Raw genomic sequence first — 24,838 nt, 5'->3', positions numbered from 1 at the left:
CTCGTTCCTGGCCGGAAACGGGAACCGAGTAAAGCGTGAGTAAGTTGCATAGGGTGTGGGCCCGCGATCACGGGGGACCACGACGGTCCGTGAAGACGCGGGCTCGACGAATCGACAGCGAACTTCGAGGTGCCTACCTTGGCTTTCCAGATGCCGGACCGCGGCGGAGGCCCGACGGGGCCACGGATCAGAGTCGGCCGGCCGTCGCGGCGGGTCCGGACCCTGCTCATGACACTGGGCGTCCTTGCCGTCCTCGGCATGGTGTTCACCATGTTCGCGGGCTTCTGGACCGAATGGCTCTGGTACCGGTCGGTCAACTACTCGTCCGTGTTCACGACGACGCTGTCGACCAAGATCGGACTGTTCCTCGTCTTCGGCCTGCTCATGGCCGTCTCGGTCGGCTTCAACATCTGGCTGGCGCACCGCCTGCGGCCGCCGCTGAGCGCCATGTCGATGGAGCAGCAGAACCTCGACCGGTACCGGATGGGGATCGCGCCGTACAAGAAGTGGCTGCTGCTCGGCATCACCGCGCTGGTGGGCCTGATCGCGGGCGCCTCGGCCTCCAGCCAGTGGCGTACGTGGCTGATGTGGGTCAACGGCGTGTCCTTCGGCCAGAAGGACCCGCAGTTCCACCTGGACGTCTCCTTCTACGCCTTCGACCTGCCCTGGTACCGGTTCCTGCTGGGCTTCGGCTTCGCCGCCGCCATCCTGGGGCTGATCGCCGCCGCGCTCACGCACTACCTGTACGGCGGGCTGCGCGTCACCAGCCCGGGCGCGCGCGCCACGGCCGCCGCCACCGGACACCTGTCGGTGCTGCTCGGCATCTTCGTCGCGCTGAAGGCGGTCGCGTACTGGCTCGACCGGTACGGACTGGCCGTGAAGTCCAGCGACTTCAAGGCCACCGACAGCTGGACCGGTCTGCGCTACGTCGACGCGAACGCCTACCTGCCCGCCAAGACGATCCTGTTCTGCATCGCCGTGATCTGCGCGCTGCTGTTCTTCGCCACCCTGTGGCGGCGCACGTGGCAGCTGCCGGTCATCGGCTTCGGCCTGATGGTGCTGTCGGCGATCCTCATCGGCGGCCTGTACCCGGCGATCGTGCAGAAGTTCCAGGTCCAGCCGAACGAGCAGGCCAAGGAAGCGCCGTACGTCGAGAAGAACCTCAAGGCCACGCGTGAGGCCTACGGCATCGACGACTCCCAGGTCACCGAGTACCCGGGCGTCGCCGAGACCAAGGACCAGGCGAAGCTGCGGGACGACGTGGCGGGCGCGGCCAGCATCCGCATCATGGACCCGAACATCGTCTCGCCGACGTTCCAGCAGCTCCAGCAGATCAGGAACTACTACGCGTTCCCGACCAACCTGGACGTCGACCGGTACGCCAAGGACGGCAAGGAGCAGGACACCGTCATCGGCCTGCGCGAGCTGAACTACGCGGGCATCCCGAAGCGGAACTGGATCAACGACCACTTCCGCTACACCCACGGCTACGGCGTCGTCGCCGCCGACGGCACCAGTGCCGACTCCGGCGGACGCCCGGCGTTCACCGAGTCCGACCTGCCCTCCAAGGGCGACCTCGGCTCGTACGAACAGCGCGTCTACTACGGCGAGCGCACGACCACGTACTCGATCGTCGGCGGTCCCCAGAAGGAGATCGACTACTCCGACGACAGCGGCGAGAAGACGTACAGCTACCAGGGCGACAGCGGCGTCAACCTCGAGAACCCGGTGAACCGGGCCGCCTACGCGGTCGCGTTCGGCGAGCCCCAGATCCTCTACTCCGGCGCCATCGGCGAGGGTTCGCGGATCCTGTACAACCGCACGCCCAAGGAGCGCGTCGAGGCGATCGCGCCCTGGCTGACCATCGACGGCGACGCCTACCCGGCGGTCATCGACGGCCGGATCCAGTGGATCGTCGACGCCTACACGACCACCAACGGCTACCCGTACGCGTCCCGTACGACGCTCGGCGACACCACGGCCGACTCGCTGACCGCCACCAACGACCAGCGCGCGGTGGTCGCGCAGCAGAACCAGGTCAACTACATCCGCAACTCGGTGAAGGCGACCGTCGACGCGTACAGCGGCGAGGTCAAGCTCTACCAGTGGGACACCCAGGACCCCGTCCTGAAGACGTGGATGAAGGCGTTCCCGGACACCGTGGAGCCGCGGAGCGAGATCTCCGGCGACCTGATGGCCCATCTGCGGTACCCGCAGGACCTGTTCAAGGTCCAGCGCGAGCTGCTCACCCGCTACCACGTGAAGGACGCCAACACGTTCCTCTCCGGCAGCGAGGTCTGGCAGGTGCCGGACGACCCGACGAACAAGACGGGCGACGCGGTTCCGCCGTACTACCTGAGCATGAAGATGCCCGACCAGGACGAGCAGGTCTTCTCGCTCACCACGACGTTCACACCGAACGGCCGTGACAACCTGAGCGCGTTCATGGCGGTCAACGCCGATCCGGGCACCGAGGACTACGGCAAGATCAGAGTCCTGAAGCTGCCGACCAGCACCACGGTCTCCGGACCCAAGCAGGTGCAGAGCCAGTTCAACTCCCAGCAGGACATCGCCGAGACGATCAGGCTGCTGAGAGGCGGCGACTCCGAGGTCGAGTACGGCAACCTGCTGACCGTGCCGCTGGACGGCGGACTGCTCTACGTGGAGCCGGTCTACGTACGCGGTGGCGGACTGAAGTACCCGCTGCTGCGCAAGGTGCTGGTGACCTACGGCGGCCAGACGGCGTTCGAGGACACGCTGGAGCAGGCGCTCGACAAGGTCTTCGGCGGCGAGGGCACCCCGGTCGAACCGCCGGCCGACGACGGCACCGACGAGGACGAGGGCACCACGCCCCCGCCGAGCACGGAGCAGCCGGCGACGGTCCAGGAGGCGCTCAACGACGCGCAGGCGGCCTTCGAGGCCGGCCAGGAAGCCCTCAAGAACAACGACTGGGAGGCCTACGGCCGGGCGCAGAAGGACCTCGAGGACGCGCTGCGCAGGGCCGAGGAGGCGCAGCCCGGCGGGGCCGGCGGCGCCCGGAGCAACCCGAGCGCGAGTCCGAGCAGCAGCCCCGGCTCGACCCCCCGCTCGAACGGCTGACCAGACGCCCTGGTCAGGAGCCCACCCCGCGCCGTGCTACGGTTGCAGCACAACGGCGCGGGGTGGAGCAGCTCGGTAGCTCGCTGGGCTCATAACCCAGAGGTCGCAGGTTCAAATCCTGTCCCCGCTACTGACGTCGCACGACAGCGACACCAAAGGCCCGGATTCCCAAGGGAATCCGGGCCTTTGTGGTGGGCGAACGCATGTACCCGCCCTCCCGACGGCCCTGCCGCCGACGGGAGTTGAGCGATCTGTGTTTGACTTGTCTCTCTGTGGGCATGTCGACAAAACGCTGTAGTGACCTCACTGACTGCGGTATACCAGGTGTACCCAGGTTGCAGGTGGTGCGACGATGGATGTTATGGGGGACAAGGCAACTCTGTTCGAGTCAGGGCGTTTTGTGCAGTCCTCCCCTCGGGAGGAGCATCCCCACGACGCGGGGGAGGCGGCCGACCAGGCCGCGGAGGAGCTGAGCCGCCGGCTCGCCGCCGAGGCCGGGGACGTCGAGGCGATGAGCGTCCTCGGCGCCATGCTGCTGCGCCGCGGTGACCTCGACGGTGCCGAACCCCATCTGCGTGCCGCCACCGCCGCGGGCGACCGCGCCGCCGCCAACAACCTGGGCGTCCTGCTGCACCAGCGGGGCTACCCCGACGAGGCCGCCGGCTGGTGGCGGATCGCGGCCGTCGCCGGTTCCACGGCCGCGGCCCACGCGCTCGGCCGCCACCACCGCGAGCGCGGCGACGAACCCGCCGCCGAGTACTGGCTGCGCCAGTCCGCCGAGCAGGGCCACACCCTCGGCGCGTACGCCCTCGCCGACCTCCTGGAGCACCGGGGAGACGCCGAGGGCAGCGAGCGCTGGATGCGGGCCGCCGCCGAGCGCGGGCACCGCGAGGGCGCCTACCGGCTGGCCCGCGCCCTGGACCGCAAGGCCACGCGCGCGTCCGGCGACAGGGGCGCGGCGCTGGTCGAGGAGGCCGAGCAGTGGTACCGGCAGGCCGCCGCGCGCGGACACCGCCGGGCCGCCCTGCACCTGGGCACGATCCTGGAGAAGCGCGGCGAGCTGAAGGAGGCCGGGCGCTGGTACCTGACCTCCGCCAAGGACGGCGAGCCGCGTGCCGCGTGCGCCCTCGGCTTCCTGTTGCGCGACGCCGGGGACACCGAGAACGCCGCCATGTGGTGGCTGCGCGCCGCCCAGGACGGCGACGGCAACGCCGCCAACGCGCTGGGCGCCCTGCACGCCGAGCGGGGCGAGACGCAGACCGCCGAGCGGTGGTACCGGGCCGCCATGGACGCCGGCGACAACAACGGCGCGTACAACCTGGGCCTGCTCTGCGCCGACCAGGGACGCGTCACCCAGGCCGAGCAGTGGTACCGCCGCGCCGCCTACGCCGGGCACCGCGAGGCGGCGAACGCGCTGGCGATCCTGCTGCTGCGCGCCGGGGACGAGACCGGCGCGGAGCCGTGGTTCTCCAAGGCCGCGGAGGCGGGCAGCGTGGACGCCGCCTTCAACCTCGGCATCCTGCACGCCGGACGCGGCGAGGAGCGGGCCGCGCTGCGCTGGTACGAGCGCGCGGCGGCCGCCGGGCACACCGAGGCGGCGCTCCAGGTCGGCATGGCGCGGCTGCGGGACGGCGAGGAGGGCGAGGCCGAGCGGTTCCTGCGGTGCGCGGCGGGCGGCGGCAGCGCGGAGGCCGCGTACCGGCTGGCGACCGTGCTGGACGCCCGTCGGCCGCCGGAGCCCGCGCACGAGCTGGGGGAGCCGGTGCACCGGCGCAGCGAGTGCGAGGAGTGGTACGAGCGGGCGGCCACCCAGGGGCACCGGCGCGCCCAGGTCCGGGTCGGCATGCTGGCCGCGGCCCGCGGTGACGTCGTCGAGGCGGCCCGGTGGTACCGGGAGGCCGCGGAGGCGGGCTCGCGCAACGGCGCCTTCAATCTGGGGCTGCTGCTGGCGCGGGAGGGCAGCGAGCCGGAGGCGGCGGTGTGGTGGACCCGCGCGGCCGACGCCGGCCACGGGCGCGCGGCCCTGCGGCTCGCGCTCGTCCACGCCCGGCGGGGGGAGCTGGCGGAGGGGCAGCGGTGGGCCGACCGGGCCGCCGAGCTGGGGCCTCCGGCGGTCACGGAGCGGGCGGTGCGGTTGAGGGACGCGCTGCGTGAAGAGTTGTCGGCGTAGTGGGTGCGGGGCGCGGCTGAGTAAGTGAGGGGGCTCCCTCGGCCCGTTTTCGGGGGCTCCGCCCCGGACCCCCGTTCGCGCAGTTCCCCGCGTCCCTGACGGATTTGCTTCTGCCGGGCACCTTGACGTAGGTTGAAGACATCGCCGCGGGGTGGAGCAGCTCGGTAGCTCGCTGGGCTCATAACCCAGAGGTCGCAGGTTCAAATCCTGTCCCCGCTACTGATGGCCGAGGGCCGGAATCCGACAGGGTTCCGGCCCTCGGTCGTTTCCCAAGGGGATGCGGCCTGCGTGCAGGCATCACGAAGAGCCCCGGGCACTCGGAAGTGGCCGGGGCTCTGTCGAGGCCCTGGGTGCCTGCTAGGCCGACGCGCAGTTCGGGCAGAGGCCGCGGTACGTCACCTCGACGTCGGACACCGTGAAACCGAACCGCTCCGTGTCGGGCAGGTCGGCCAGCGGGTCGCCGGTCGGGTGGACGTCGCGGATCGCCCCGCACCGTGCGCACACCAGGTGGTGGTGCGGACGGTGCGCGTTCGGGTCGTAGCGCTTGGCCCGCTTGTCCGTCGCGACCTCCAGCACCTCGCCGAGCGAGACCAGCTCGCCCAGGGTGTTGTAGACGGTCGCCCGGGAGATCTCGGGCAGCTTGGCGACAGCTCTGGCGTGCACCTCGTCGGCCGTCAGGTGGACGTGTTCGCCGTCGAGGACCTCGGCCACCACACGGCGCTGCGCGGTCATCCGCCAACCGCGTCCGCGAAGTCGTTCCAGAAGGTCACTCATAGGCACCAGCCTAACAGCAAGGGGAGTCGTGCTCCGAACGGGTGTGACTTTGGAGTCTTACTTGACTTAGACAATGTCCATTGTAGGATCGAGCTCGGCTTTGGCCAAGATGCAAGGTGCAGTGATGACGCAGGAGGCGCACGTGACGCAGGGACCGCTTACGACGGAGGCCGGAGCCCCGGTCGCCGACAACCAGAACAGCGAGACCGCGGGCGTCGGCGGCCCGGTCCTCGTCCAGGACCAGCTCCTCCTCGAGAAGCTGGCCCACTTCAACCGCGAGCGCATCCCGGAGCGCGTGGTGCACGCCCGCGGCGCCGGCGCGTACGGCACCTTCACGGTGACCGGCGACGTCACGCCGTACACCCGGGCGAAGTTCCTGTCCGAGGTGGGCAAGGAGACCGAGGTCTTCCTGCGCTTCTCCACGGTCGCGGGCAACCTCGGCGCCCCGGACGCCGTGCGCGACCCGCGCGGCTTCGCGGTGAAGTTCTACACCGAGGAGGGCAACTACGACCTCGTCGGCAACAACACCCCGGTGTTCTTCATCCGCGACGCGATCAAGTTCCCCGACTTCATCCACACCCAGAAGCGCGACCCGTACACCGGCTCGCAGGAGGCGGACAACGTCTTCGACTTCTGGGGCCTGTCGCCCGAGTCGACCCACCAGGTGACCTGGCTGTTCGGTGACCGCGGCATCCCGGCGTCCTACCGCCACATGGACGGCTTCGGCTCCCACACCTACCAGTGGAACAACGAGGCCGGCGAGGTCTTCTGGGTCAAGTACCACTTCAAGACGGACCAGGGCATCAAGAACCTGACCGCCGAGGAGGCCGAGATCCTCGCGGGCAAGGACCCCGACTCGCACCAGCGCGACCTGCGCGAGGCCATCGAGCGCGGCGAGTACCCGTCCTGGACCGTGTACGTCCAGATCATGCCGGCGGCCGAGGCGGCCACCTACCGCTTCAACCCGTTCGACCTGACCAAGGTCTGGCCGCACGCGGACTACCCGCTGGTCGAGTTCGGCAAGCTGGAGCTCAACCGCAACCCGGAGAACATCTTCGCCGAGGTCGAGCAGTCGATCTTCAGCCCCGCCCACTTCGTGCCGGGCATCGGTCCCTCCCCGGACAAGATGCTCCAGGGCCGTCTCTTCGCGTACGGCGACGCCCACCGCTACCGCGTCGGCATCAACGCCGACCACCTGCCGGTGAACCGCCCGCACGCCACCGAGGCGCGCACCAACTCCCGTGACGGCTACCTGTACGACGGCCGCCACAAGGGCGCGAAGAACTACGAGCCGAACAGCTTCGGCGGCCCCTTCCAGACGGACCGCCCGCTGTGGCAGCCCGTCGCGGTCACCGGGGTCACCGGCGAGTCGGTCACGCCCGTCCACGCCGAGGACAACGACTTCGTCCAGGCGGGCAACCTCTACCGGCTGATGTCGGAGGACGAGAAGGAGCGCCTGGTGAACAACCTGGCGAACGCCATCTCGGGTGTCACGCGCGACGACATCGCCGAGCGCGCGATCAACAACTTCCGTCAGGCCGACGGCGACTTCGGCAAGCGGCTGGAGGCCGCGGTGCAGGCCCTGCGCGGCTGATCACCAGCGCTGGACCGCTTGCCGACCGACGGGCCGGATCCCCTCCCGGGGGTCCGGCCCGTCGCCGTGCCGTCAGGCGGGCACCTGCGGGGCCCGCTGCCGGGCGGGCGCCCAGCAGCGGATGATGTCGCGGACCGAGACGATGCCCGCGGGGCCGCCCCGGTCGAGGACGATCAGATGCCGGAAGCCCCCGTGGGCCATGGCGGCCGCCGCCTCCTCCAGGGTCCAGGAGGGGTCGGCGAAGACGACGTCGGTGGTGGTGTGGGCATGGGCGCGCTCCGCGTCCGGGTCCTGGCCGAGACCCACGGAGTTGAGGACGTCCCGTTCGGTGAGGATGCCGATCCCGGTGCCGTCGGGGTCGAGGACCACGGCCGCGCCCACCCGGCGCGCGGACATCAGGGCGGCGGCCTGGCGGAGCGTGTGGGCGGGGCCGATGGTGAGGACCACGGTGCTCATGGCGTCACGGACGAGCATGGATGGAGCCACCTCCTACCGGAAAACGCCACGTCACGGGCGCGTGGGCCCGTTCGTTCGCGCTTTCACAAGTTCACAAGTGGGGGAGCTCCCAGAGTGGCAGGCAAAGCACAGGTCAACAAGAGGGCGCGCGCGGCCGGCCGGGGGCGCGCGACGCGAGCGCGGCCGGTTCAGTACCGCTGGTTGAGATACCCCAGCAGCTCGTCGTGGAGCAGGCCGTTCGACGCGGCGGCGTTGCCGCTGTGCGGGCCCGGGCGGCCGTCGAGGCCGGTGAAGGTGCCGCCGGCCTCCGTCACCACGATCGCCGTGGCCGCCATGTCCCACAGCGACAGCTCCGGCTCCGCGCAGACGTCCACCGAGCCCTCGGCGACCATCATGTACGGCCAGAAGTCGCCGTACGCGCGCGTGCGCCACACCTCGCGGGTGAGGTCGAGGAAGCCGTCGAGCCGCCCCTGCTCCTCCCAGCCGGTGAGCGAGGAGTACGCGAAGGAGGCGTCGGAGATCCGCGAGACGCGGGAGACCTGGAGCGTGGTGGCCGAGGACAGGCTGCGTCCGGCATAGGCGCCGTGGCCCTTCGCCGCCCACCAGCGGCGGCCCAGGGCGGGCGCGGACACCACGCCGACGACCGGCTGGAAACCCCCCTCGCCGCCCGCCTCCATCAGCGCGATCAGCGTGGCCCACACGGGCACGCCGCGCACGTAGTTCTTGGTGCCGTCGATCGGGTCGATCACCCAGCGGCGCGGACCGGTGCCCTCCACGCCGTACTCCTCGCCCAGCACGGCGTCGCGCGGGCGGGCCCGCCGCAGGTGGCCGCGGATGAGCTCCTCGGCGGCCTTGTCCGCCTCGCTCACCGGCGTCATGTCGGGTTTGGTCTCCACCTTGAGGTCGAGAGCCTTGAACCGGTCCATGGTCGCGGCGTCGGCGGCGTCCGCGAGGACATGGGCGAGACGCAGGTCGTCGAGGTAGTCGGGCATGGCACGAACGGTATCGGCCGGGATCGGTTCCAGGCCACCGGGGGCCGGTTCCGCGACCCCTTGACAGTGCCCGGCACCCCGTCAAATCTGAACCGCAGGGTCGGCCGCTCGCCCCGAGGGAGGCGATGATGCCTGCAGCGCGGGAATCACTGCTGGACGCCGCTTACACCGCACTCGCCCGCCGGCCGTGGTCCGCCGTGCGGATGGTGGACGTCGCCGCCGCGGCCGGGGTCTCCCGCCAGACGCTCTACAACGAGTTCGGCAGCAAGGACGGTCTCGCCCGCGCCCTGGTCCGCCGGGAGGCCGACGGCTACCTGGCCGGCGTCGAACGGGCCCTCACCGCGCACGCCGATCCCCGCGACCGCCTGACCGCCACCGCCGAGTGGACCACGCTGAGCGCCCGCGAGAACGCCCTGGTGCGGGCCATGCTCACCGGCTGCTGGAACGAGCGCCTGCCCGCGCCGCCCCTCGCGGCCGTGCCGTCCGGCTCCCCGGTGCCCGCGCAGCGCCGCGCCGACGGGCCGCTGCCCTCGCCCGCCGACTTCGTGCACCTGGTCCGCGACCGGGCCGTCGCCGCGCTCGCCGGTCCGGGACCCGCGCGCGCCGACACCGCCGATCTCGCCCGGTCCTGCGAGCTGGTGATCAGACTCGCCCTGTCCTGCGTCGTCGCGCCCTCGCCCGAAGACGGCGTGGCCGAGCTGGTCCGCGGCGCCCTGCACCGGCAGCCGGTGCCGTAGGACGGCCCGTCGTACGGCCCCCGTGCAGGCTCAGTGCGCCGAGCCCGACAGCTGGAGCCCGATCACCCCGACGATCACCAGGGTGATCGAGACGATCTTCAGCGTGGACACCAGGTCACCGAGGAACACCATCCCGTAGATGGCCGTCCCCGCCGCCCCGATGCCCGTCCACACCGCGTACGCCGGTCCCACGTCCAGCTTCCGCAGCGCCAGGGTGAGCAGACCGAAGCTGCCCAGGGCGAAGGCGCAGAAGGCGACCGTCGGCCACAGCCGGGTGAACCCGTGCGACAGCTTCAGGCACACGGCGAAACCGGTCTCGAGCAACCCGGCGACGATGACCAGCAGCCACGCCATGTGTGTCCTCCCGCATTCCCCGCGTACAGTGACCGCTTCGTCTGGTTCGTGTCCGGCTCGGTGCGATTATGCACTTACCGGTGACACCGCAGGGCAAACACGACGGGGGTCAGTCGCCGTCGGTGCGCTCCCGCGCGGCGAGCAGCCGCCGCAGCGAGTACAGCCGCGCCGGGTCCGCGTGGCCCTGGGCCACCCAGTCGTCCAGGGCGCAGTCCGGCTCGTCGTGACTGCACGCGCGCGGACACCCCTCCGTGCCAGGCTCCAGGTCGGGGAAGGCGTGGATGACCCGCGACGGATCGACGTGGGCCAGCCCGAACGACCGCACGCCCGGGGTGTCGATCACCCAGCCCTCGGCGCCCGCGAGCGGCAGCGCCAGCGCGGACGTCGTGGTGTGGCGCCCCCGCCCGGTCACCGCGTTGACATGACCGGTGGTGCGGCGCCGCTCCTCGGGCACCAGCGCGTTGACGAGCGTCGTCTTGCCGACGCCCGAGTGGCCCACGAACGCGGTGATCCGGCCGTCGAGCTGCTCGCGCACCCGCTCCACCGCCTCGCCGCTCTCGAGCTCCGCGCGGCTGGTCACGACGTACGGGATGTCCAGGTCGCCGTACAGCTCCAGCAGCTTGTCGGGCGGGGCCAGGTCGGACTTGGTGAGCACCAGCAGCGGCTCCAGGCCGCCGTCGTAGGCGGCGACCAGGCAGCGGTCGATCAGGCGCGGCCGGGGCTCGGGGTCGGCGAGGGCGGTGACCACGGCCAGCCGGTCGGCGTTGGCGACGACCACGCGCTCGTAGGGATCGTCGTCGTCGGCGGTGCGGCGTAGCACCGACGTGCGCTCCGCGATCCGCACGATCCGGGCGAGGGTGTCCTTCCTGCCGGACAGATCGCCGACGAGGGCCACCCGGTCGCCCACCACGGCGGCCTTGCGGCCCAGCTCGCGGGCCTTCATCGCGGTCACGACGCGGTCCTCGACGAGGCAGGTCAGCCGGCCCCGGTCGACCGTGAGCACCATGCCCTCGGCGGCGTCCTCGTGCTTGGGCCTGATGTGGGTGCGCGGCCGGTTGCCCCTGCGGTTGGGGCGGGAGCGGATGTCGTCCTCGTCGGTGTGCTTGCCGTAGCGGCGCATCGTGAACCCCTACGCCCCGAGCATCCCGGTCCACAGCTCGGGGAAGTCCGGCAGGGTCTTCGCCGTGGTCGCCACGTTCTCGATCTGCACGCCCTCGACCGCCAGGCCGATGATCGCACCGGCGGTGGCCATGCGGTGGTCCTCGTAGGTGTGGAACACCCCGCCGTGCAGCCGGCGCGGGCGGATGTGCAGACCGTCCGCCGTCTCGGTGACGTCGCCGCCCAGCTCGTTGATCTCCTTGGTCAGCGCGGCCAGCCGGTCCGTCTCGTGCAGCCGCAGATGCGCCACGCCCCGCAGGGTCGACGGGGAGTCCGCGAGGGCCGCGACGGCCGCGACGCCCGGCGTCAGCTCGCCCACCTCGCCGAGGTCCACGTCGATGCCGTGCACCGCGCCCGAGCCCGTGAACACCAGCCCGTACTCGGTCAGCTCGCAGGAGCCGCCCATCTCGGTGAAGATCTCCCGCAGCCGGTCGCCGGGCTGGGTGGTCCGCGCGGGCCAGTCGGGGATCACCACCTTGCCGCCGGTGACGAGCGCCGCCGCCAGGAACGGCTGCGCGTTGGACAGGTCCGGTTCGATCGTCAGGTCCCGGCCGAGCAGCGCGCCCGGGGTGACCCGCCAGACGTTCGGCCGGCCGCCCGACTCGGGGGTGTCGACCTGGGCCCCGACCGCGCGCAGCATGTCGACCGTCATCCGGATGTGCGGCATCGACGGCAGCGTCGCGCCCGTGTGCCGCACCTCCACGCCCTGGTTGAAGCGCGGCGCCGACAGCAGCAGCGCGCTGACGAACTGCGACGAGGAGGACGCGTCCACCTCGACCGGACCGCCGTCCAGCGCGCCCCCGCCGTGCACCGTCATCGGCAGCGCGCCCCGGTCGTCGTCGTCGATCCGGGCGCCCAGCCGGCGCAGCGCGTCGATGACGCCGTTCAGGGGACGCTCGTACGACCGCGGGTCGCCGTCGAACCGCACCGGACCGTCCGCCAGGGTGGCCACCGGCGGCAGGAAGCGCATCACCGTGCCCGCGTTGCCGACGTCCACGGTGGCCCGGCCGTGCAGACCGGCCGGCACCACACGCCAGGCCTCGCCCGTCCCGTCGGGGCCGACGCCCTCCTCGATCTCCACGCCCAGGGCGCGCAGCCCGCCCGCCATCAGCAGCGTGTCCCGCGAACGCAGCGGGCGGCGCAGCCAGCCCGGCTCGGAGGCGAGGGCGGCCAGCACGAGGGCGCGGTTGGTGACCGACTTGGACCCGGGCACGTGGACCGTCGCGTCGACGGCTCCGCTCGCGTGCGGGGCGGGCCAGAGGGCGGTGTGCGTGGGATTCGGGGCCATGGGGCCACTTTATAAGGAGGTGAGGAGGCCGGCCGTTCCGTGCCCGCCAGGCGGAACACCGCCCGGCGCGGGCCGCGCCCCGGCTGCCCGGTCGCCGCCGCCCGCGGTCACAGACCCAGCAGCCAGCGCCCGCCGCCCAGCAGCGAGCACACCGACACCGCGTGGAAGAGGAACAGCCACATCCCCGCCGGCACGTGCGTCAGCCGGGAGAGCTGGTCCGCGTCCGAGTCCCCTGCGCCCCCGCGCCGCCGCTTGGCCTGGAGCTCGAACGCCGGGCGCACCCCGCCCAGCAGCAGGAACCACACCACGGCGTACGCGAACGCCGCCTGCACCTGGGGTCCCGCGAGCCACGACACCAGCACGAACGTGCTCCCGGTGACCAGCACCGACACCGCGCCGTAGGCGTTGCGGATCATCACCAGCACCGCCAGCAGCAGCGCGGTGGCCAGCCACAGCAGCAGCGTGATGCGTCCCGCGCCGAGCAGCGCGGCCCCGCCCAGGCCCAGCAGCGGGGGAGCGGTGTAGCCGGCGGCGGCCGTGAGGATCATGCCGATGCCGGTCGGCTTGCCCCGGCTGACGGTCAGGCCGCTGGTGTCCGAGTGCAGGCGTATCCCCGTCAGGGTGCGGCCGGTGAGCAGCGCCACCAGGCCGTGCCCGCCCTCGTGAGCGATGGTGACGGCGTTGCGCGCGATCCGCCACGGCGCCCGCGGCACCACCACGGCGGCGGCCGCCACCAGCGTCGCGACGACCACCCACAGGTCCGGGTCGGGCTGGGTGCCCGAGACCTCGTCCCAGAGGGAGCCGAGGGACATCAGGGACACGGACGCGGTGGTGACCATGCTCGTCATGTGTTTCGGATCGCTCCCTGTACGCGTGCGGAGTCTGGCAGTGTTGCACGTATGTGCGGACGGTATGCAGCGAGTCGCAGGCCCGAGGACCTCGCCGGGATCTTCGAGATCGAGAAGTGGGAGCCCGAGGAGACCCTGGAGGCCGACTACAACGTGGCGCCGACCAAGGAGGTCCACGCCGTCCTCTCCCGTCCACTGAAGGACGCGGACGACCCCCGCCCGGTTCGGCAGCTGCGCACGCTGAAGTGGGGACTGGTGCCGTCCTGGTCCAAGACCCCCGAGGGCGGCGCCCGGATGATCAACGCGCGCGCGGAGACCGTCCACGAGAAGCCGTCGTACCGCCGCGCCTTCGCCGCCCGCCGCTGCATCCTCCCCGCCGACGGCTACTACGAGTGGGTCACCGGCAAGCAGGAGCGCGACCTGGAGGTCGAGGGCAAGAAGAAGCGGCCCCGCAAGCAGCCGTACTTCGTGACGCCGGCCGACGGCTCGGTCTTCGCGATGGCCGGACTGTACGAGTTCTGGCGCGACCGCACGCTGCCCGACGACCACCCCCTGGCCTGGTGGGTGACCTGCTCCGTGATCACCACCGAGGCCGAGACGACTCCGCTGGCCGTCGCCCCGGAGGAGGGGCCGCACTCCCTCGCCGACATCCACCCGCGGATGCCGCTGATGCTCACCCCGGACCGCTGGGACGCCTGGCTCGATCCGTCCCGCACCGACCCCGGGGACCTGCGCGGACTGCTCGCCCCGCCGCCGCCCGGCCTGATGCGCGCCTACCCGGTCACCACCGCCGTCAGCAACGTCCGCAACAACGGCCCGGAGCTGCTGAAGGAGCTGGCCGCCCCGGAAGAGGGCACACTCTTCTGACGTGACCACCGAGACGATCACCACCGACGCGGGCGACGCCCGCGTCACCTGGCACCCCGCCGCGAAGCCGCGCCTCGTCCTCGCCGCGAGCCACGGCGCCGGCGGCGGCATCGAGGCCCGCGACCTGGCCGCGCTCGCCGCCGTCCTGCCCGCGCACGGCGTGACCGTCGCCCTCGTCGAGCAGCCCTGGCGGGTGGCCGGCAAGAAGGTCGCCCCGGCGCCGAAGACCCTGGACACCGGCTGGCGCGGCGTCTGGCCGGCGCTGACCGCCCCGGGCCTGCCGGTGATCTCCGGCGGACGCAGCGCCGGCGCCCGCGTCGCCTGCCGCACCGCCAGGGAACTCGGCGCCCGTGCCGTGCTGGCGCTGAGCTTCCCGCTCCACCCGCCGGGCAGGCCCGAGAAGTCCCGCGCGCGGGAACTGCTGGACGCGGGCGTCCCCACACTCGTCGTCCAGGGCGGCAACGACCCCTTCGGCAAACCCGCCGAGTTCCCCGAGGGCGGCCACGAACTCGTCGAGGTGGCGCAGGCGGACCACGGCTTCGCCGTGCCGAAGCGCGCCGGCCTCACGCAGGAGGAGGCGCTCCGGGTGATCACGGACGCGGTCGTGCGGTGGACGGCCGCCCTTCACTGAGGCGGGAATGCGACGGCGGGCCCCGCTGTTGTGGGGTGCGTACGTGCCGGTCGAACGGCACCGCCGCCGTAGGAGAGGAAGTCCACCGCATGGGTTCCACGTTCTGCCCGAGCCGCAGTGCCCGCGCCGACCTCGACTGGACGGTGCTGCACGCGGCCAAGACCGCCCCGATTCGGGCGGCGGGCGGACCGGATCGTCGTCTATCCTCCGATTCGGGTGAGGCCGGTCTCGGCCTCGCGACAACTCTGGAGGAGGTGGGTCCGGTTCCCGGTACCGACGCAGGGACCGAACACGGCCAGGCGGAGCAGCCCGAGGGCCAGGGCAGCAGGGGAGCGGAGACGACCGCGGAGCGCAGCGCGCGCTTCGAGCGGGACGCACTCGAGTTCCTCGACCAGATGTACTCGGCCGCGCTGCGCATGACGCGCAACCCGGCCGACGCCGAGGACCTGGTGCAGGAGACCTACGCCAAGGCGTACGGGTCCTTCCACCAGTTCCGCGAGGGCACCAACCTCAAGGCGTGGCTGTACCGGATCCTCACCAACACCTTCATCAACTCGTACCGCAAGAAGCAGCGCGAACCCCAGCGCTCCGCGGCCGAGGAGATCGAGGACTGGCAGCTCGCGCGCGCCGAGTCGCACATGTCCACGGGTCTGCGCTCCGCCGAGTCGCAGGCGCTGGACCACCTGCCGGACTCGGACGTGAAGGAAGCCCTGCAGGCGATCCCGGAGGAGTTCCGTATCGCGGTCTATCTCGCCGATGTCGAGGGCTTTGCCTACAAGGAGATCGCCGACATCATGGGGACACCCATCGGAACGGTGATGTCCCGGCTTCACCGTGGACGTCGCCAGCTGCGCGGCATGCTCGAGGACTACGCGCGCGAGCGCGGACTGGTCCCGGCCGGTGCCGGAGAGTCGAACGAAGCGAAAGGCTCGGGGTCATGAGCTGCGGAGAGCCGCACGAGACGGATTGCAGCGAAATCCTCGATCATCTCTACGAGTTCCTCGACCGTGAGATGCCGGATGCCGACTGCCAGAAGTTCGAGCACCACTTCGAGGAGTGCTCGCCCTGCCTGGAGAAGTACGGGCTGGAACAGGCGGTGAAGAAGCTCGTCAAGCGGTGCTGCGGCCAGGACGACGTGCCGGGCGACCTGCGCTCCAAGGTCATGGGCCGGATCGAGCTGATCCGCTCCGGCGAGACCGTGCCCGACCAGGACGTCACGGCCGCCCCGCAGGAGTCCTGACCTCCCCCTCCCCAGGGGCCGCGTCACCCGATTGTGCTAATCCGCGGGCGGTCCGCCCCCGGCGGCGCCTCCGCCCGTCCTAGGCTCCAGGAGCCGACGGGCGACGGACGATGCGCGCGGCACGGTCGGGGGAGGGGCTCATGGAGGCGTTACCGGCGCGGGCCCGGGTGTATCTCGTCGGCGTCACCCTGCTCGGACTGTGCTGTCTGCTCCCCCTGCCGGGCGTTCCCCGGCCGGGGGTGCTCGCGTCCCTGCCCGACCCGCGCGTCCCCTGGTGGCCGGTGGTCCTGCTCGCCGCCGTGTACGCGGGCTGCGAGCGCCTCGCCCGCTCCCGCCTCGCCGCCGGCCCCCACCCCGGCGGCACCTTCCACCCCGTGCTGCTCGCCGGGGCCTTCCTGCTCCCGCCCACCGCCGCCGCCCTCGTCGCGCTGCCCGGGGCGCTGCTGCTCCCCGTCGAGCACGGCCCCCGTCTCGCGCGCAGGCTGTGGCGCACCGGCCGGCTCGTCGTCGCCGTGTGGGCCGCGAGCCTCGTCCACCTCAAGACCGGCGGCCGGGACGCGGTGGCGCAGTGCGACATGCCCGGCGCCCTCGCCACGGCGGGCGCCGCGGTGCTCGCGTTCTGCCTCGTCCTCACGCTCCTCGACGGCGGCGTCCTGGCGCCCGCGCCGGGCGGGGTGCCGCGCGGCCGTCCCGTGGCCGCCTGGTGGCGGCTGTTCCTCGGCTCCCTCGCGCCGCTCACCGTGCACGGCCTGGCCGGACTGATGACGGCCCTGCTGTGGCGCAGCCCGTACGGCCCGGTCGCGGCGCTGCTGGTGCTGCTGCCGATGGGCGTCTCCTGGTGGGCGTTCGCCCAGTACCACCGGGAGCGCGCCGCCCACCAGGCCACGATCCGCGCGCTGGTGCAGGCCGTCGACATCAAGGACGGCTACACGCGCGGGCACAGCGAGCGCGTCGGCCGGGCGTCCATGCTGATCGCGCGCGAACTCGGCATGGACGACGAGCGGGTCGAGATGCTGCGGTTCGCCGGCATCCTGCACGACGTCGGCAAGCTCGGCGTGCCCACCCGGCTGCTCACCAAGAACGGCCCGCTCACCCCCGAGGAGCGGCGCGTCATCGAACTGCACCCCGAGTACGGGCACGAGATGGTGCGCGGCATCTCCTTCCTCGGCGAGGCCCGCGCGGCCGTGCTGCACCACCACGAGCGGCTCGACGGCAAGGGCTACCCCTACGGGCTGGCGGGCCGTCAGATCCCCGAGTCCGCGCGGGTCGTCGCGGTCGCCGACGCCTTCGACGCGATGACGTCCACCCGCAGCTACAGCAGGGCCCGCCCGGTGCCCGTGGCGCTGGAGGAGCTGGAGCGGTGCGCGGGCACGCACTTCGACCCGCGGATGGTGAAGGCGCTGGTCCGCGCGATCGGCCGCACCGGCTGGCACCCGGCCGTGACCGCCGACGAGCCCCTGCGGACGCCCGTCCCCGGTCCCGCCGAGCCCGTCACCGGTCGTCCCGGGGCGCGCCGGTGAGGCCCCGGCTGCACACCGTCGTGCACCTGTGCGCCGCCGCCTTCGCGGCCGGATCGCTGGGCACCACGCTGTACCACGGCGTCGAGGACCGCTCCACCGCCCTGGCCTTCGGCACGCTCGTCGCGGTCGGCGAGCTCACCCGGCGCGGCGGCCGGGGGATCCGGGAGCCCGCGCCGCTCGCCGCGGCAGGCGCGCTGGCGTACGCGCTGCTCGGCGAGGTCGCGGGGCGGCCCGCCCAGCACGGCGCCGCCCAGGTCGTCACCGTGGTGCTCGCCGCGTCGCTGCTGGGCAGCGTCCCGCACGTCGGACGCGGTGACGGGCCCGCCCTGGACCCGGTGACCCGCCGGGTGCTGACCGTCGGCTTCGTCGCCGTGTGCTTCCACCCGCTGCACGCCCGGGGCGCGTTCGACGGCCTCGGCGGGCCCGGGCACGCGCTGCTGCTGCTCGTCCTGCTGACCCTGACCGCGCTGTGCGACGCGGTGCTCGCCGCCGCGCTGGCCCACTCCCGCACCGGCTGGCCCTTCCCGCCGCTGCTGCGCGACGAACTGCGGGCGGTGCCCGGCATCGGCGCCGCCGTCGTGGCCACCGGCGCGGTGATGGCGCTGGGCACGGCCGTCGCGGGGCTGTGGGCGCTGCCCGTGTTCTCGGTGCCGCTGCTGCTCGCGCAGCTGTCCCACCGCAGGTACACGGCGGTGCGCGCCACCTACCGGCAGACCATCGCGTCCCTGGCGCGGGCCACCGAGATCGCCGGGTACACCCCGCACGGGCACTCGCGCCGGGTCGCCGCGCTCAGCCAGGCGGTGGGCCGGGACCTCGGGCTGACCGAGCCGGAGCTGACCGTGCTGGAGTACGCGGCGCTGATGCACGACATCGGGCAGCTCAGCCTCGTCGACCCGGTGCCCGAGGGCGCCACCGCCGGGCTGCCGCCCGCCGAGCAGCGGCGGATCGCGCTCCTGGGCGGCGCGGTGGTGCGGCAGACCGGGGTGGACCCCCGGGTCGCCGGGATCGTCGAACGCCAGGCCGACCCGCACGCGGAGCAGCCCCTGGCCGCCCGGATCGTCCGGGTGGTGAACGCGTACGACGAGAAGTGCAGGGAAGGAGGGCCCGGGGGGCCGCTGACCGCGCTGGAGGAACTGCGGCTCGAGGCCGCCGGGGAGTACGCGCCGGAGGTCGTCGAGGCCCTGGCCAGGGTTCTGTCCCGGGACACGGAGGGGACACGTGAACAGGTGGACCGGTCGTGGTGAGGGGACGGACCCGGCGGTCTGGTTCCCGGCCGAGCTGGGTAACCCATGGGTAATGAGCGCCCTCGCGGCCGTACGTGGTTGGATGCGAAGGAGAGGGTGTCCGGGGGCGCCGATCGCTGCGGCCGGCCCACCGAACGGAACTGGCAGGCGGGAATCGTGAGGATCTTCGGCAAGGGACGTCACCGGCCCTCCGCCTCCTGGCGGCAGGCCACGGACCGCGCGTTCACGCTCATCGGCGACGGCCGGTACGAGGACGCGGGCGCGCTGCTGACCCGGGCCGCCGACCTGGAGCCCTGGCTGTCGGAGTCCTGGTTCAACCTCGCGCTGCTGCACAAGTTCCGGCACGACTGGGAGCAGGCGCGCGCGGCCGGACTGCGCGCCGTCGCCCTGCTCGACCGGGACACCGGGGCGCCGGACTGGTGGAACGTGGGCATCGCCGCGACCGCTCTCCAGGACTGGCCGCTGGCGCGCCGCGCCTGGCAGGCGTACGGGCTCAAGGTGCCCGGCTCCGCGACCGACTCGGGCGAGCCCCTCGGCATGGACCTGGGCAGCGCGGCCGTACGGCTGTCCCCCGAGGGGGAGGCCGAGGTGGTGTGGGGGCGGCGGCTCGACCCCGCCCGCATCGAGGTGCTGTCCATCCCGCTGCCGTCCTCCGGGCGCCGCTGGGGCGAGGTCGTGCTGCACGACGGGGTGCCGCACGGCGAGCGGAGCACCGCCGCCGGGCACACCTACCCGGTGTTCGACGAGATCGAGTTGTGGGCGCCCTCGCCGGTGCCGACCTGGGTGGTGCTGCTCGAGGCCGCGTCCGAGGCCGACCGGGACGCGCTGGAGCAGCTCGCCTCCGACGCCGGGTTCGCGGCGGAGGACTGGTCGTCGTCGGTGCGGCTGCTGTGCCGCATGTGCTCGGAGTCGCGGATGCCGTCCGACGAGGGTGACGGTGAGCATCTCGATCCTCACGATCACAGTGAGCCGGGGCATCCCGGGCCCCTCGGGCACCGTACGGACGGGCAGTTGTGGGTGCCGGAGCGGGAGTGTGGCATCGCTGCCCCGGCTTCCTTGGTCCGGGGGTTGTTGGACGGGTGGGTCGCGGACAGTCCGGACTCCCGGGACTGGCGGGATCTCGAAGAGGTGTGTTAGGGCCGCACATCGAAACTGTCCCGCGTCCCTTACGGGGCGCTGCGGCTTACCCTTGTCACACCACCTCCGGTTTTCTCAGGAAGGCACACGTCGGTCATGGCTCAGCAGGACACCGATCAGCAGCACACGGGCGTGCTCCCCGTCGACGACGAGGGCTACGTCATCGACACGGAGGACTGCGAGGAGCGCGAGGCGGCGTGGCGGGAGCGTGGCACCTCGCGCCCGATCACCGTGGTCGGCAACCCGGTGCTGCACAAGGAGTGCAAGGACGTCACGGACTTCGGCGAGGAGCTCCAGCAGCTGGTCGCCGACATGTTCGCCAGCCAGCGCACCGCCGAGGGCGTGGGCCTGGCCGCCAACCAGATCGGTGTCGACCTGAAGGTCTTCGTGTACGACTGCCCGGACGACGAGGGCGTGCGCCATGTCGGCGTGGTGTGCAACCCCAAACTCGTCGAACTGCCCGCCGAGCTGCGCCGGCTGGACGACAGCAGCGAGGGCTGCCTGTCCGTGCCCACCGCGTACGCGTCGCTGGCCCGGCCCGACTACGCCGAGGTGACCGGTCAGGACGAGCAGGGCAACCCGGTCCGGGTACGCGGAACGGGCTACTTCGCGCGCTGCCTCCAGCACGAGACGGACCACCTGTACGGCTACCTGTACATCGACCGTCTGTCGAAGCGTGAGCGCAAGGCCGCGCTCCAGCAGATGGCGGAGAACGAGCCGCGGTACCCCGTCGTCGCCAACGACTGACCGCCCGCACGGCTTTCTTCACATCGCGCACACGGCGCCCGATCCGGCACATCCCGGACGGGCGCCGTTCGTCTGTGCGCATCCAGAGGTAGTGAAAGAAGCAAATCCGTTCCCACAACGGTCACTTGTGGTGCTGAATGGTGGTGCGGGGATACGCACGGCGTACGCCCGGCTCGGGGGACGGGCGCTCAACTGGCGGCTGAGAGGGGAATGTTCGTGCATGCTTTGTCACACGGCTCCACATCGACACCGACCACCATCGCAGTTCCACCGGCGCTGTCTCTTCCGGTGATCGAGGCGGCGTTTCCCCGGCAACTCCACCCGTATTGGCCGAAGCTCCAGAGGGAGACCCGGGCATGGCTGCTCGAAAAGCGGCTCATGACGCCGGAGAAGGTGGAGTCATATGCCGACGGCCTGTGCTACACGGACCTCATGGCGGGCTACTACATAGGCGCCCCCGACGAGGTCCTCCAGGCGATAGCGGACTACAGTGCCTGGTTCTTCGTCTGGGACGACCGTCACGACCGCGACATCGTCCACGGCCGTCCCGCCGCCTGGCGGCGGCTGAAGGACCTGCTGCACAGCGCCCTCGACCGCCCCGGAGACCACCTGCGTCACCAGGACCCCGTGGTCGCGGGTCTCGCCGACAGCGTGCTGCGGCTCTACGCGTTCCTTCCGGACACCTGGAACGCGCGGTTCGCGCGCCACTTCCACACCGTGATCGAGGCGTACGACCGGGAGTTCCACAACCGCACCGAAGGCATCGTCCCGACCGTCGAGGAATACCTCGAACTGCGCCGCCTGACGTTCGCGCACTGGATCTGGACGGACCTTCTGGAACCGAGCGCGGGACACGAACTCCCGGACGCGGTGCGGAAGAACCCGGCCTACCGGAAACCGGCGCTGCTCAGCCAGGAATTCGCCGCCTGGTACAACGACCTCTGCTCGCTGCCCAAGGAAATCGCGGGAAATGAGGTGCACAATCTCGGCATCAGTCTCGTCATCCACGAGAACATGACCCTCGAAGAGGCGATAGCCGAGGTGCGGCGCCGCGTGGAGGAATGCATCAGCGAATTCCTGGACGCGGAACAGGAGGCCTTACGGTTCGCCGACCGGCTCGACGACGGAACGGTGGGCGGAAAGGAGACGAGCACCGCCGTGCGCGCCTGCGTCGGCAACATGCGGAACTGGTTCAGTTCCGTCTACTGGTTCCACCACGAGTCCGGCCGGTACCGGGTCGACAGCTGGGACGACCGGTCCACGCCCCCGTACGTCAACAACGCAGCGGAAGGTGAGCAATGACCGTCGAGTCCGTACGCCCGAAGGACACCACCGCGTCCGCCGAGCCGCCCGTGGCGGGCGGCGCCGTCCCGCTCCTCGGCCACGGCTGGCGCCTGGTGCGCGATCCGCTGGCCTTCCTGTCCCAGCTGCGCGACCACGGCGACGTGGTGCGCCTGAAGCTGGGCCCCAAGACCGTCTACGCCGTCACCACCCCCGCCCTCACCGGCGCGGTGGCGCTCAGCCCGGACTACATCATCGCCGGGCCCCTGTGGGAGTCGCTGGAGAGCCTCCTCGGCAAGGAGGGCGTGGCCACCGCCAACGGCAAGCTGCACCGGCGCCAGCGGCGCACCATCCAGCCGGCGTTCCGGCTGGACGCGATCCCCGCCTACGGGCCGATCATGGCCGAGGAGTCCTACGCGCTGGTGGAACGCTGGCGGGCCGCGGGCGGGGTGCTGGACATCACGTACGAGTCGTTCCGCGTGGCCGTGCGGGTCGCCGCCCGCTGCCTGATGCGCGGCAGCTACATGGACGCCCGCGCCGACCGCATCTGCGCGGACCTCACCACCCTGTTCGCGGGGATGTACCAGCGGATGGTGGTGCCGCTCGGACCCCTCTACAAGGTTCCGCTTCCGGCCAATCGGGAATTCAACCGCGCACTGGCCGATTTGCATGTCCTGGTCGACGAGATCGTCGCCGACCGACGGGCAGGCGGTCAAAAACCGGACGATTTGCTGACGGCTTTGCTGGAGGCGAAGGACGACAATGGCGACCCCATCGGGGAACAGGAGATCCACGATCAGGTCATCGCCATCCTGACCCCCGGCGCCGAAACGGTCGGATCCACGGTCATGTCGCTGCTCCTGGTTCTCACGGAGCACCCGGAACTCGGTGACAAGATCCGCGACGAGGTGGAATCCGTGGTCGGCGACCGCCCGGTCGCATTCGAGGACGTACGGAAGCTGACGTACACCGCGAATGTCGTCACGGAGACCCTGCGGCTGTATCCGGCCGTCTGGATATTGACCCGCCGCGCGGTCGCCGACACGGAACTCGGCGGATACCGCATTCCGAAGGGCGCGGACCTCATCTACAGCCCGTACGCGATCCAGCGCGACCGGCGCTCCTACGAGCGGAACGAGGACTTCGACCCGGACCGCTGGCTCCCGGAGCGGTCCAAGGACGTGCCCAAGTACGCGATGAGCCCGTTCAGCGTGGGCAACCGCAAGTGCCCCAGCGACCACTTCTCCATGGCGGAGCTCACGCTCCTCACCGCCGCGGTCGCGCACGCGTACCGCTTCGAGCACGCCGCGCACTCCGACGCCCGGCCCCGCATCGGCATCACGTTGCGGCCCCGTCGGCTGATGCTGCGGGCGCTGGCCCGCTGACGCCCTGCCGCCCGGCGCGCGGTCAGGCAGCCTCCGGGCCCCTGAACGCGCGCCGGTAGGACTGCGGGGTGGTCCCCACCGCGCGCACGAAGTGGTGGCGCAGCGCGGCCGCGTTGCCGAAGCCGGTACGGCCGGCGATCGCGTCCACCGTCTCGTCCGTCCGCTCCAGCAGATGCTGCGCGAGCAGCACCCGCTGGCGCAGGATCCAGCGGTAGGGCGTGGTGCCGGTCTCCTGCTGGAAGCGGCGGGCGAAGGTGCGCGGGGACATCAGGGCGCGGGCCGCGAGCTGCTCGACGGTGACCTCCTCGTCGAGATGCCGCTCCATCCACACCAGCACCCCGGCGACCGAGTCGCCCCCGGGCTCGGGCAGCGGACGTTCGATGTACTGGGCCTGCCCGCCGTCGCGGTGCGGCGGCACCACCATCCGCCGGGCGATCCGGTTGGCCACCTCGGGGCCCTGCTCCTTGCGCACCAGGTGCAGACAGGCGTCGATGCCCGCGGCGGTGCCCGCAGAGGTGATCACCGGGTCCTCGTCGACGTACAGCACGTCCGGCTCGACCGTCAGATGCGGATGGCGGCGGCTCAGCTCCTCCGCGTGCTTCCAGTGCACCGCGGCGCGCCGCCCCTCCAGCAGCCCGGCGGCGGCCAGCACGAACACCCCCGAGCACACGCTCAGCACCCGCGCGCCCCGGTCCACCGCCCGGCGCAGCGCGTCCAGCAGCTCGGGCGGGAACTCGCGGGAGGCGTAGGAGGCGCCGGCGGGCACGGTGATCAGGTCGGCCGTCTCCAGCCGCTCCAGGCCGTGCTCCACCTGGAGCGTGAAACCGGTGCTCGCGCGCACCGAGGCCCCCTCCGCCGAGGCGACGGCGAAGTCGTAGACCGGCAGCCCGTCGTCGCTGCGGTCGATGCCGAAGACCTCGCAGACCACGCCGAGTTCGAAGGGATTCACACCGTCGAGGAGGACGGCCGCCACATTACGGAGCATGGCACCAGTGTGCCTCGCCGTTGGCAGTAAATCGAGGGTCTACGGCAGTCCTGCCACTCCCGGTCAGGAGCGTCCGGCGCGACAGTGGTGTCCATGAACACGACGCAGACAGAAGCCCTGATCTCCCTGGTGGCCGTACTCGGCCTGTTCGTCCTCATGGTCGCGCCCGCCGTGATCGGCATCCTGCGCGACCGCCGCATCGAGAGGCAGATCCGGCGGGCCCGGGCGGTCCCCGTCACCGAACCGCCCGACCCGCCGGCCGTGTCCCGCCCGGCGCACGGGACCGCCCCACGCCACTCCGCACGGGCGGCGTGAGACGGCCCCGGCGCCC

23 protein-coding genes and 2 tRNA genes are annotated in these 24,838 nt (G+C 71.9%); 17 read left to right on the top strand and 8 right to left on the bottom strand.

The window, feature by feature from the left end; all coding sequences use genetic code 11:
* Positions 1-150: 150 nt before the first annotated feature.
* From CCN29_RS08480 to CCN29_RS08465, 4 genes are all read left to right on the top strand, one after another.
* Complete coding sequence (locus CCN29_RS08480) at positions 151-3,099, top strand: UPF0182 family membrane protein (RefSeq protein ID WP_373297220.1); 2,949 nt, start codon at positions 151-153, stop codon at positions 3,097-3,099.
* Positions 3,100-3,155: 56 nt separating this feature from the next.
* Positions 3,156-3,229 (top strand) — tRNA-Met (locus tag CCN29_RS08475).
* A 222-nt stretch (positions 3,230-3,451) separates the two neighbouring features.
* Positions 3,452-5,269, top strand: coding sequence for a tetratricopeptide repeat protein (locus CCN29_RS08470; protein WP_442538274.1), 1,818 nt, complete (start codon positions 3,452-3,454; stop codon positions 5,267-5,269).
* A gap of 145 nt (positions 5,270-5,414) precedes the next feature.
* Positions 5,415-5,488, top strand: a tRNA-Met gene (locus CCN29_RS08465).
* Positions 5,489-5,626: 138 nt separating this feature from the next.
* Here CCN29_RS08465 and CCN29_RS08460 read toward each other — a convergent pair.
* Positions 5,627-6,043 (bottom strand): Fur family transcriptional regulator, encoded by a 417-nt coding sequence (locus CCN29_RS08460; protein WP_086680797.1) that lies wholly within the window; start codon positions 6,041-6,043, stop codon positions 5,627-5,629.
* Positions 6,044-6,185: 142 nt separating this feature from the next.
* Between CCN29_RS08460 and CCN29_RS08455 the strand changes: the two genes are divergently transcribed.
* Positions 6,186-7,637: a catalase gene (locus CCN29_RS08455; protein WP_006134725.1), complete on the top strand. Its 1,452-nt coding sequence runs from the start codon at positions 6,186-6,188 to the stop codon at positions 7,635-7,637.
* A gap of 72 nt (positions 7,638-7,709) precedes the next feature.
* On the opposite strand, the gene CCN29_RS08450 is transcribed toward CCN29_RS08455, so the two are convergent.
* A complete protein-coding gene (locus tag CCN29_RS08450) occupies positions 7,710-8,111 on the bottom strand; it encodes a CBS domain-containing protein (protein ID WP_006134726.1) in 402 nt (133 codons plus the stop codon).
* Positions 8,112-8,281: 170 nt separating this feature from the next.
* Positions 8,282-9,085, bottom strand: a complete 804-nt coding sequence (gene hisN, locus CCN29_RS08445; protein WP_006134727.1) for a histidinol-phosphatase — start codon at positions 9,083-9,085, stop codon at positions 8,282-8,284.
* 125 nt (positions 9,086-9,210) lie between these two features.
* Between hisN and CCN29_RS08440 the strand changes: the two genes are divergently transcribed.
* Entirely contained in the window at positions 9,211-9,822 is a 612-nt protein-coding gene (locus tag CCN29_RS08440; protein WP_086680796.1) for a TetR/AcrR family transcriptional regulator, read from the top strand.
* A gap of 30 nt (positions 9,823-9,852) precedes the next feature.
* On the opposite strand, the gene CCN29_RS08435 is transcribed toward CCN29_RS08440, so the two are convergent.
* The 4 genes from CCN29_RS08435 to CCN29_RS08420 all read right to left on the bottom strand — a co-directional run bounded on the left by CCN29_RS08435 (position 9,853) and on the right by CCN29_RS08420 (position 13,461).
* Positions 9,853-10,176 carry a DMT family transporter gene (locus CCN29_RS08435; RefSeq protein ID WP_006134729.1) on the bottom strand — a complete coding sequence of 108 codons (324 nt, stop codon included), beginning with the start codon at positions 10,174-10,176 and terminating at the stop codon, positions 9,853-9,855.
* 109 nt (positions 10,177-10,285) lie between these two features.
* Positions 10,286-11,296: a ribosome small subunit-dependent GTPase A gene (gene rsgA, locus CCN29_RS08430; protein WP_006134730.1), complete on the bottom strand. Its 1,011-nt coding sequence runs from the start codon at positions 11,294-11,296 to the stop codon at positions 10,286-10,288.
* Positions 11,297-11,305: 9 nt separating this feature from the next.
* On the bottom strand, positions 11,306-12,622 hold the full coding sequence (gene aroA, locus CCN29_RS08425; RefSeq protein ID WP_006134732.1) for a 3-phosphoshikimate 1-carboxyvinyltransferase: 1,317 nt from the start codon (positions 12,620-12,622) through the stop codon (positions 11,306-11,308).
* 107 nt (positions 12,623-12,729) lie between these two features.
* Entirely contained in the window at positions 12,730-13,461 is a 732-nt protein-coding gene (locus CCN29_RS08420) for a M50 family metallopeptidase (RefSeq protein ID WP_031020482.1), read from the bottom strand.
* 60 nt (positions 13,462-13,521) lie between these two features.
* On the opposite strand from CCN29_RS08420, the gene CCN29_RS08415 reads away from it, so the two are divergent.
* From CCN29_RS08415 to CCN29_RS08370, 10 genes are all read left to right on the top strand, one after another.
* On the top strand, positions 13,522-14,337 hold the full coding sequence (locus CCN29_RS08415; RefSeq protein ID WP_031020484.1) for an SOS response-associated peptidase: 816 nt from the start codon (positions 13,522-13,524) through the stop codon (positions 14,335-14,337).
* Between the two features lies 1 nt (position 14,338).
* A complete protein-coding gene (locus tag CCN29_RS08410) occupies positions 14,339-14,968 on the top strand; it encodes an alpha/beta hydrolase family protein (RefSeq protein WP_006134735.1) in 630 nt (209 codons plus the stop codon).
* Positions 14,969-15,222: 254 nt separating this feature from the next.
* On the top strand, positions 15,223-15,909 hold the full coding sequence (gene sigR, locus CCN29_RS08405) for an RNA polymerase sigma factor SigR (RefSeq protein WP_006134736.1): 687 nt from the start codon (positions 15,223-15,225) through the stop codon (positions 15,907-15,909).
* Positions 15,906-16,208, top strand: a complete 303-nt coding sequence (gene rsrA, locus CCN29_RS08400) for a mycothiol system anti-sigma-R factor (protein ID WP_006134737.1) — start codon at positions 15,906-15,908, stop codon at positions 16,206-16,208. The genes sigR and rsrA overlap by 4 nt, the downstream gene beginning before the upstream one ends.
* Positions 16,209-16,348: 140 nt before the next feature.
* A complete protein-coding gene (locus CCN29_RS08395) occupies positions 16,349-17,728 on the top strand; it encodes an HD-GYP domain-containing protein (protein ID WP_031020486.1) in 1,380 nt (459 codons plus the stop codon).
* Positions 17,725-18,972, top strand: a complete 1,248-nt coding sequence (locus tag CCN29_RS08390; protein WP_006134739.1) for an HD domain-containing protein — start codon at positions 17,725-17,727, stop codon at positions 18,970-18,972. Before CCN29_RS08395 ends, CCN29_RS08390 begins: the two co-directional genes overlap by 4 nt.
* A gap of 156 nt (positions 18,973-19,128) precedes the next feature.
* Positions 19,129-20,109 carry a tetratricopeptide repeat protein gene (locus CCN29_RS08385; RefSeq protein WP_006134740.1) on the top strand — a complete coding sequence of 327 codons (981 nt, stop codon included), beginning with the start codon at positions 19,129-19,131 and terminating at the stop codon, positions 20,107-20,109.
* 96 nt (positions 20,110-20,205) lie between these two features.
* Entirely contained in the window at positions 20,206-20,856 is a 651-nt protein-coding gene (gene def, locus CCN29_RS08380) for a peptide deformylase (RefSeq protein WP_006134741.1), read from the top strand.
* Positions 20,857-21,072: 216 nt separating this feature from the next.
* Entirely contained in the window at positions 21,073-22,158 is a 1,086-nt protein-coding gene (gene cyc1 / locus CCN29_RS08375; protein ID WP_031063773.1) for an epi-isozizaene synthase, read from the top strand.
* Positions 22,155-23,522: a bifunctional albaflavenone monooxygenase/terpene synthase gene (locus CCN29_RS08370; RefSeq protein WP_031063775.1), complete on the top strand. Its 1,368-nt coding sequence runs from the start codon at positions 22,155-22,157 to the stop codon at positions 23,520-23,522. The genes cyc1 and CCN29_RS08370 overlap by 4 nt, the downstream gene beginning before the upstream one ends.
* 22 nt (positions 23,523-23,544) lie before the next feature.
* On the opposite strand, the gene CCN29_RS08365 is transcribed toward CCN29_RS08370, so the two are convergent.
* Positions 23,545-24,507, bottom strand: a complete 963-nt coding sequence (locus CCN29_RS08365) for a GlxA family transcriptional regulator (RefSeq protein WP_031020494.1) — start codon at positions 24,505-24,507, stop codon at positions 23,545-23,547.
* A gap of 93 nt (positions 24,508-24,600) precedes the next feature.
* On the opposite strand from CCN29_RS08365, the gene CCN29_RS08360 reads away from it, so the two are divergent.
* The gene (locus CCN29_RS08360; protein ID WP_167334637.1) at positions 24,601-24,822 is read left to right on the top strand and encodes a hypothetical protein; all 222 of its coding nucleotides are present in this window, start codon (positions 24,601-24,603) and stop codon (positions 24,820-24,822) included.
* Positions 24,823-24,838 lie beyond the last annotated feature (16 nt).

The sequence above is a fragment of the Streptomyces pseudogriseolus genome, assembly GCA_002154585.1.
In the GTDB taxonomy this organism is placed as follows: domain Bacteria; phylum Actinomycetota; class Actinomycetes; order Streptomycetales; family Streptomycetaceae; genus Streptomyces; species Streptomyces pseudogriseolus.
Note: the sequence above shows the minus strand (reverse complement) of the source record. Positions and strands in the feature narration are given on the sequence as shown.

Excerpts from the sequence above, each read along its gene's own strand:
- CCN29_RS08480 (WP_373297220.1), top strand. The coding sequence starts at position 151 with ATGCCGGACCGCGGCGGAGGCCCGACGGGGCCACGGATCAGAGTCGGC.
- CCN29_RS08470 (WP_442538274.1), top strand. The coding sequence starts at position 3,452 with ATGGATGTTATGGGGGACAAGGCAACTCTGTTCGAGTCAGGGCGTTTT.
- CCN29_RS08460 (WP_086680797.1), bottom strand. The coding sequence starts at position 6,043 with ATGAGTGACCTTCTGGAACGACTTCGCGGACGCGGTTGGCGGATGACC.
- CCN29_RS08450 (WP_006134726.1), bottom strand. The coding sequence starts at position 8,111 with ATGCTCGTCCGTGACGCCATGAGCACCGTGGTCCTCACCATCGGCCCC.
- hisN (WP_006134727.1), bottom strand. The coding sequence starts at position 9,085 with ATGCCCGACTACCTCGACGACCTGCGTCTCGCCCATGTCCTCGCGGAC.
- CCN29_RS08440 (WP_086680796.1), top strand. The coding sequence starts at position 9,211 with ATGATGCCTGCAGCGCGGGAATCACTGCTGGACGCCGCTTACACCGCA.
- CCN29_RS08435 (WP_006134729.1), bottom strand. The coding sequence starts at position 10,176 with ATGGCGTGGCTGCTGGTCATCGTCGCCGGGTTGCTCGAGACCGGTTTC.
- rsgA (WP_006134730.1), bottom strand. The coding sequence starts at position 11,296 with ATGCGCCGCTACGGCAAGCACACCGACGAGGACGACATCCGCTCCCGC.
- aroA (WP_006134732.1), bottom strand. The coding sequence starts at position 12,622 with ATGGCCCCGAATCCCACGCACACCGCCCTCTGGCCCGCCCCGCACGCG.
- CCN29_RS08420 (WP_031020482.1), bottom strand. The coding sequence starts at position 13,461 with ATGGTCACCACCGCGTCCGTGTCCCTGATGTCCCTCGGCTCCCTCTGG.
- CCN29_RS08415 (WP_031020484.1), top strand. The coding sequence starts at position 13,522 with ATGTGCGGACGGTATGCAGCGAGTCGCAGGCCCGAGGACCTCGCCGGG.
- rsrA (WP_006134737.1), top strand. The coding sequence starts at position 15,906 with ATGAGCTGCGGAGAGCCGCACGAGACGGATTGCAGCGAAATCCTCGAT.
- CCN29_RS08395 (WP_031020486.1), top strand. The coding sequence starts at position 16,349 with ATGGAGGCGTTACCGGCGCGGGCCCGGGTGTATCTCGTCGGCGTCACC.
- def (WP_006134741.1), top strand. The coding sequence starts at position 20,206 with ATGGCTCAGCAGGACACCGATCAGCAGCACACGGGCGTGCTCCCCGTC.
- CCN29_RS08370 (WP_031063775.1), top strand. The coding sequence starts at position 22,155 with ATGACCGTCGAGTCCGTACGCCCGAAGGACACCACCGCGTCCGCCGAG.
- CCN29_RS08365 (WP_031020494.1), bottom strand. The coding sequence starts at position 24,507 with ATGCTCCGTAATGTGGCGGCCGTCCTCCTCGACGGTGTGAATCCCTTC.
- CCN29_RS08360 (WP_167334637.1), top strand. The coding sequence starts at position 24,601 with ATGAACACGACGCAGACAGAAGCCCTGATCTCCCTGGTGGCCGTACTC.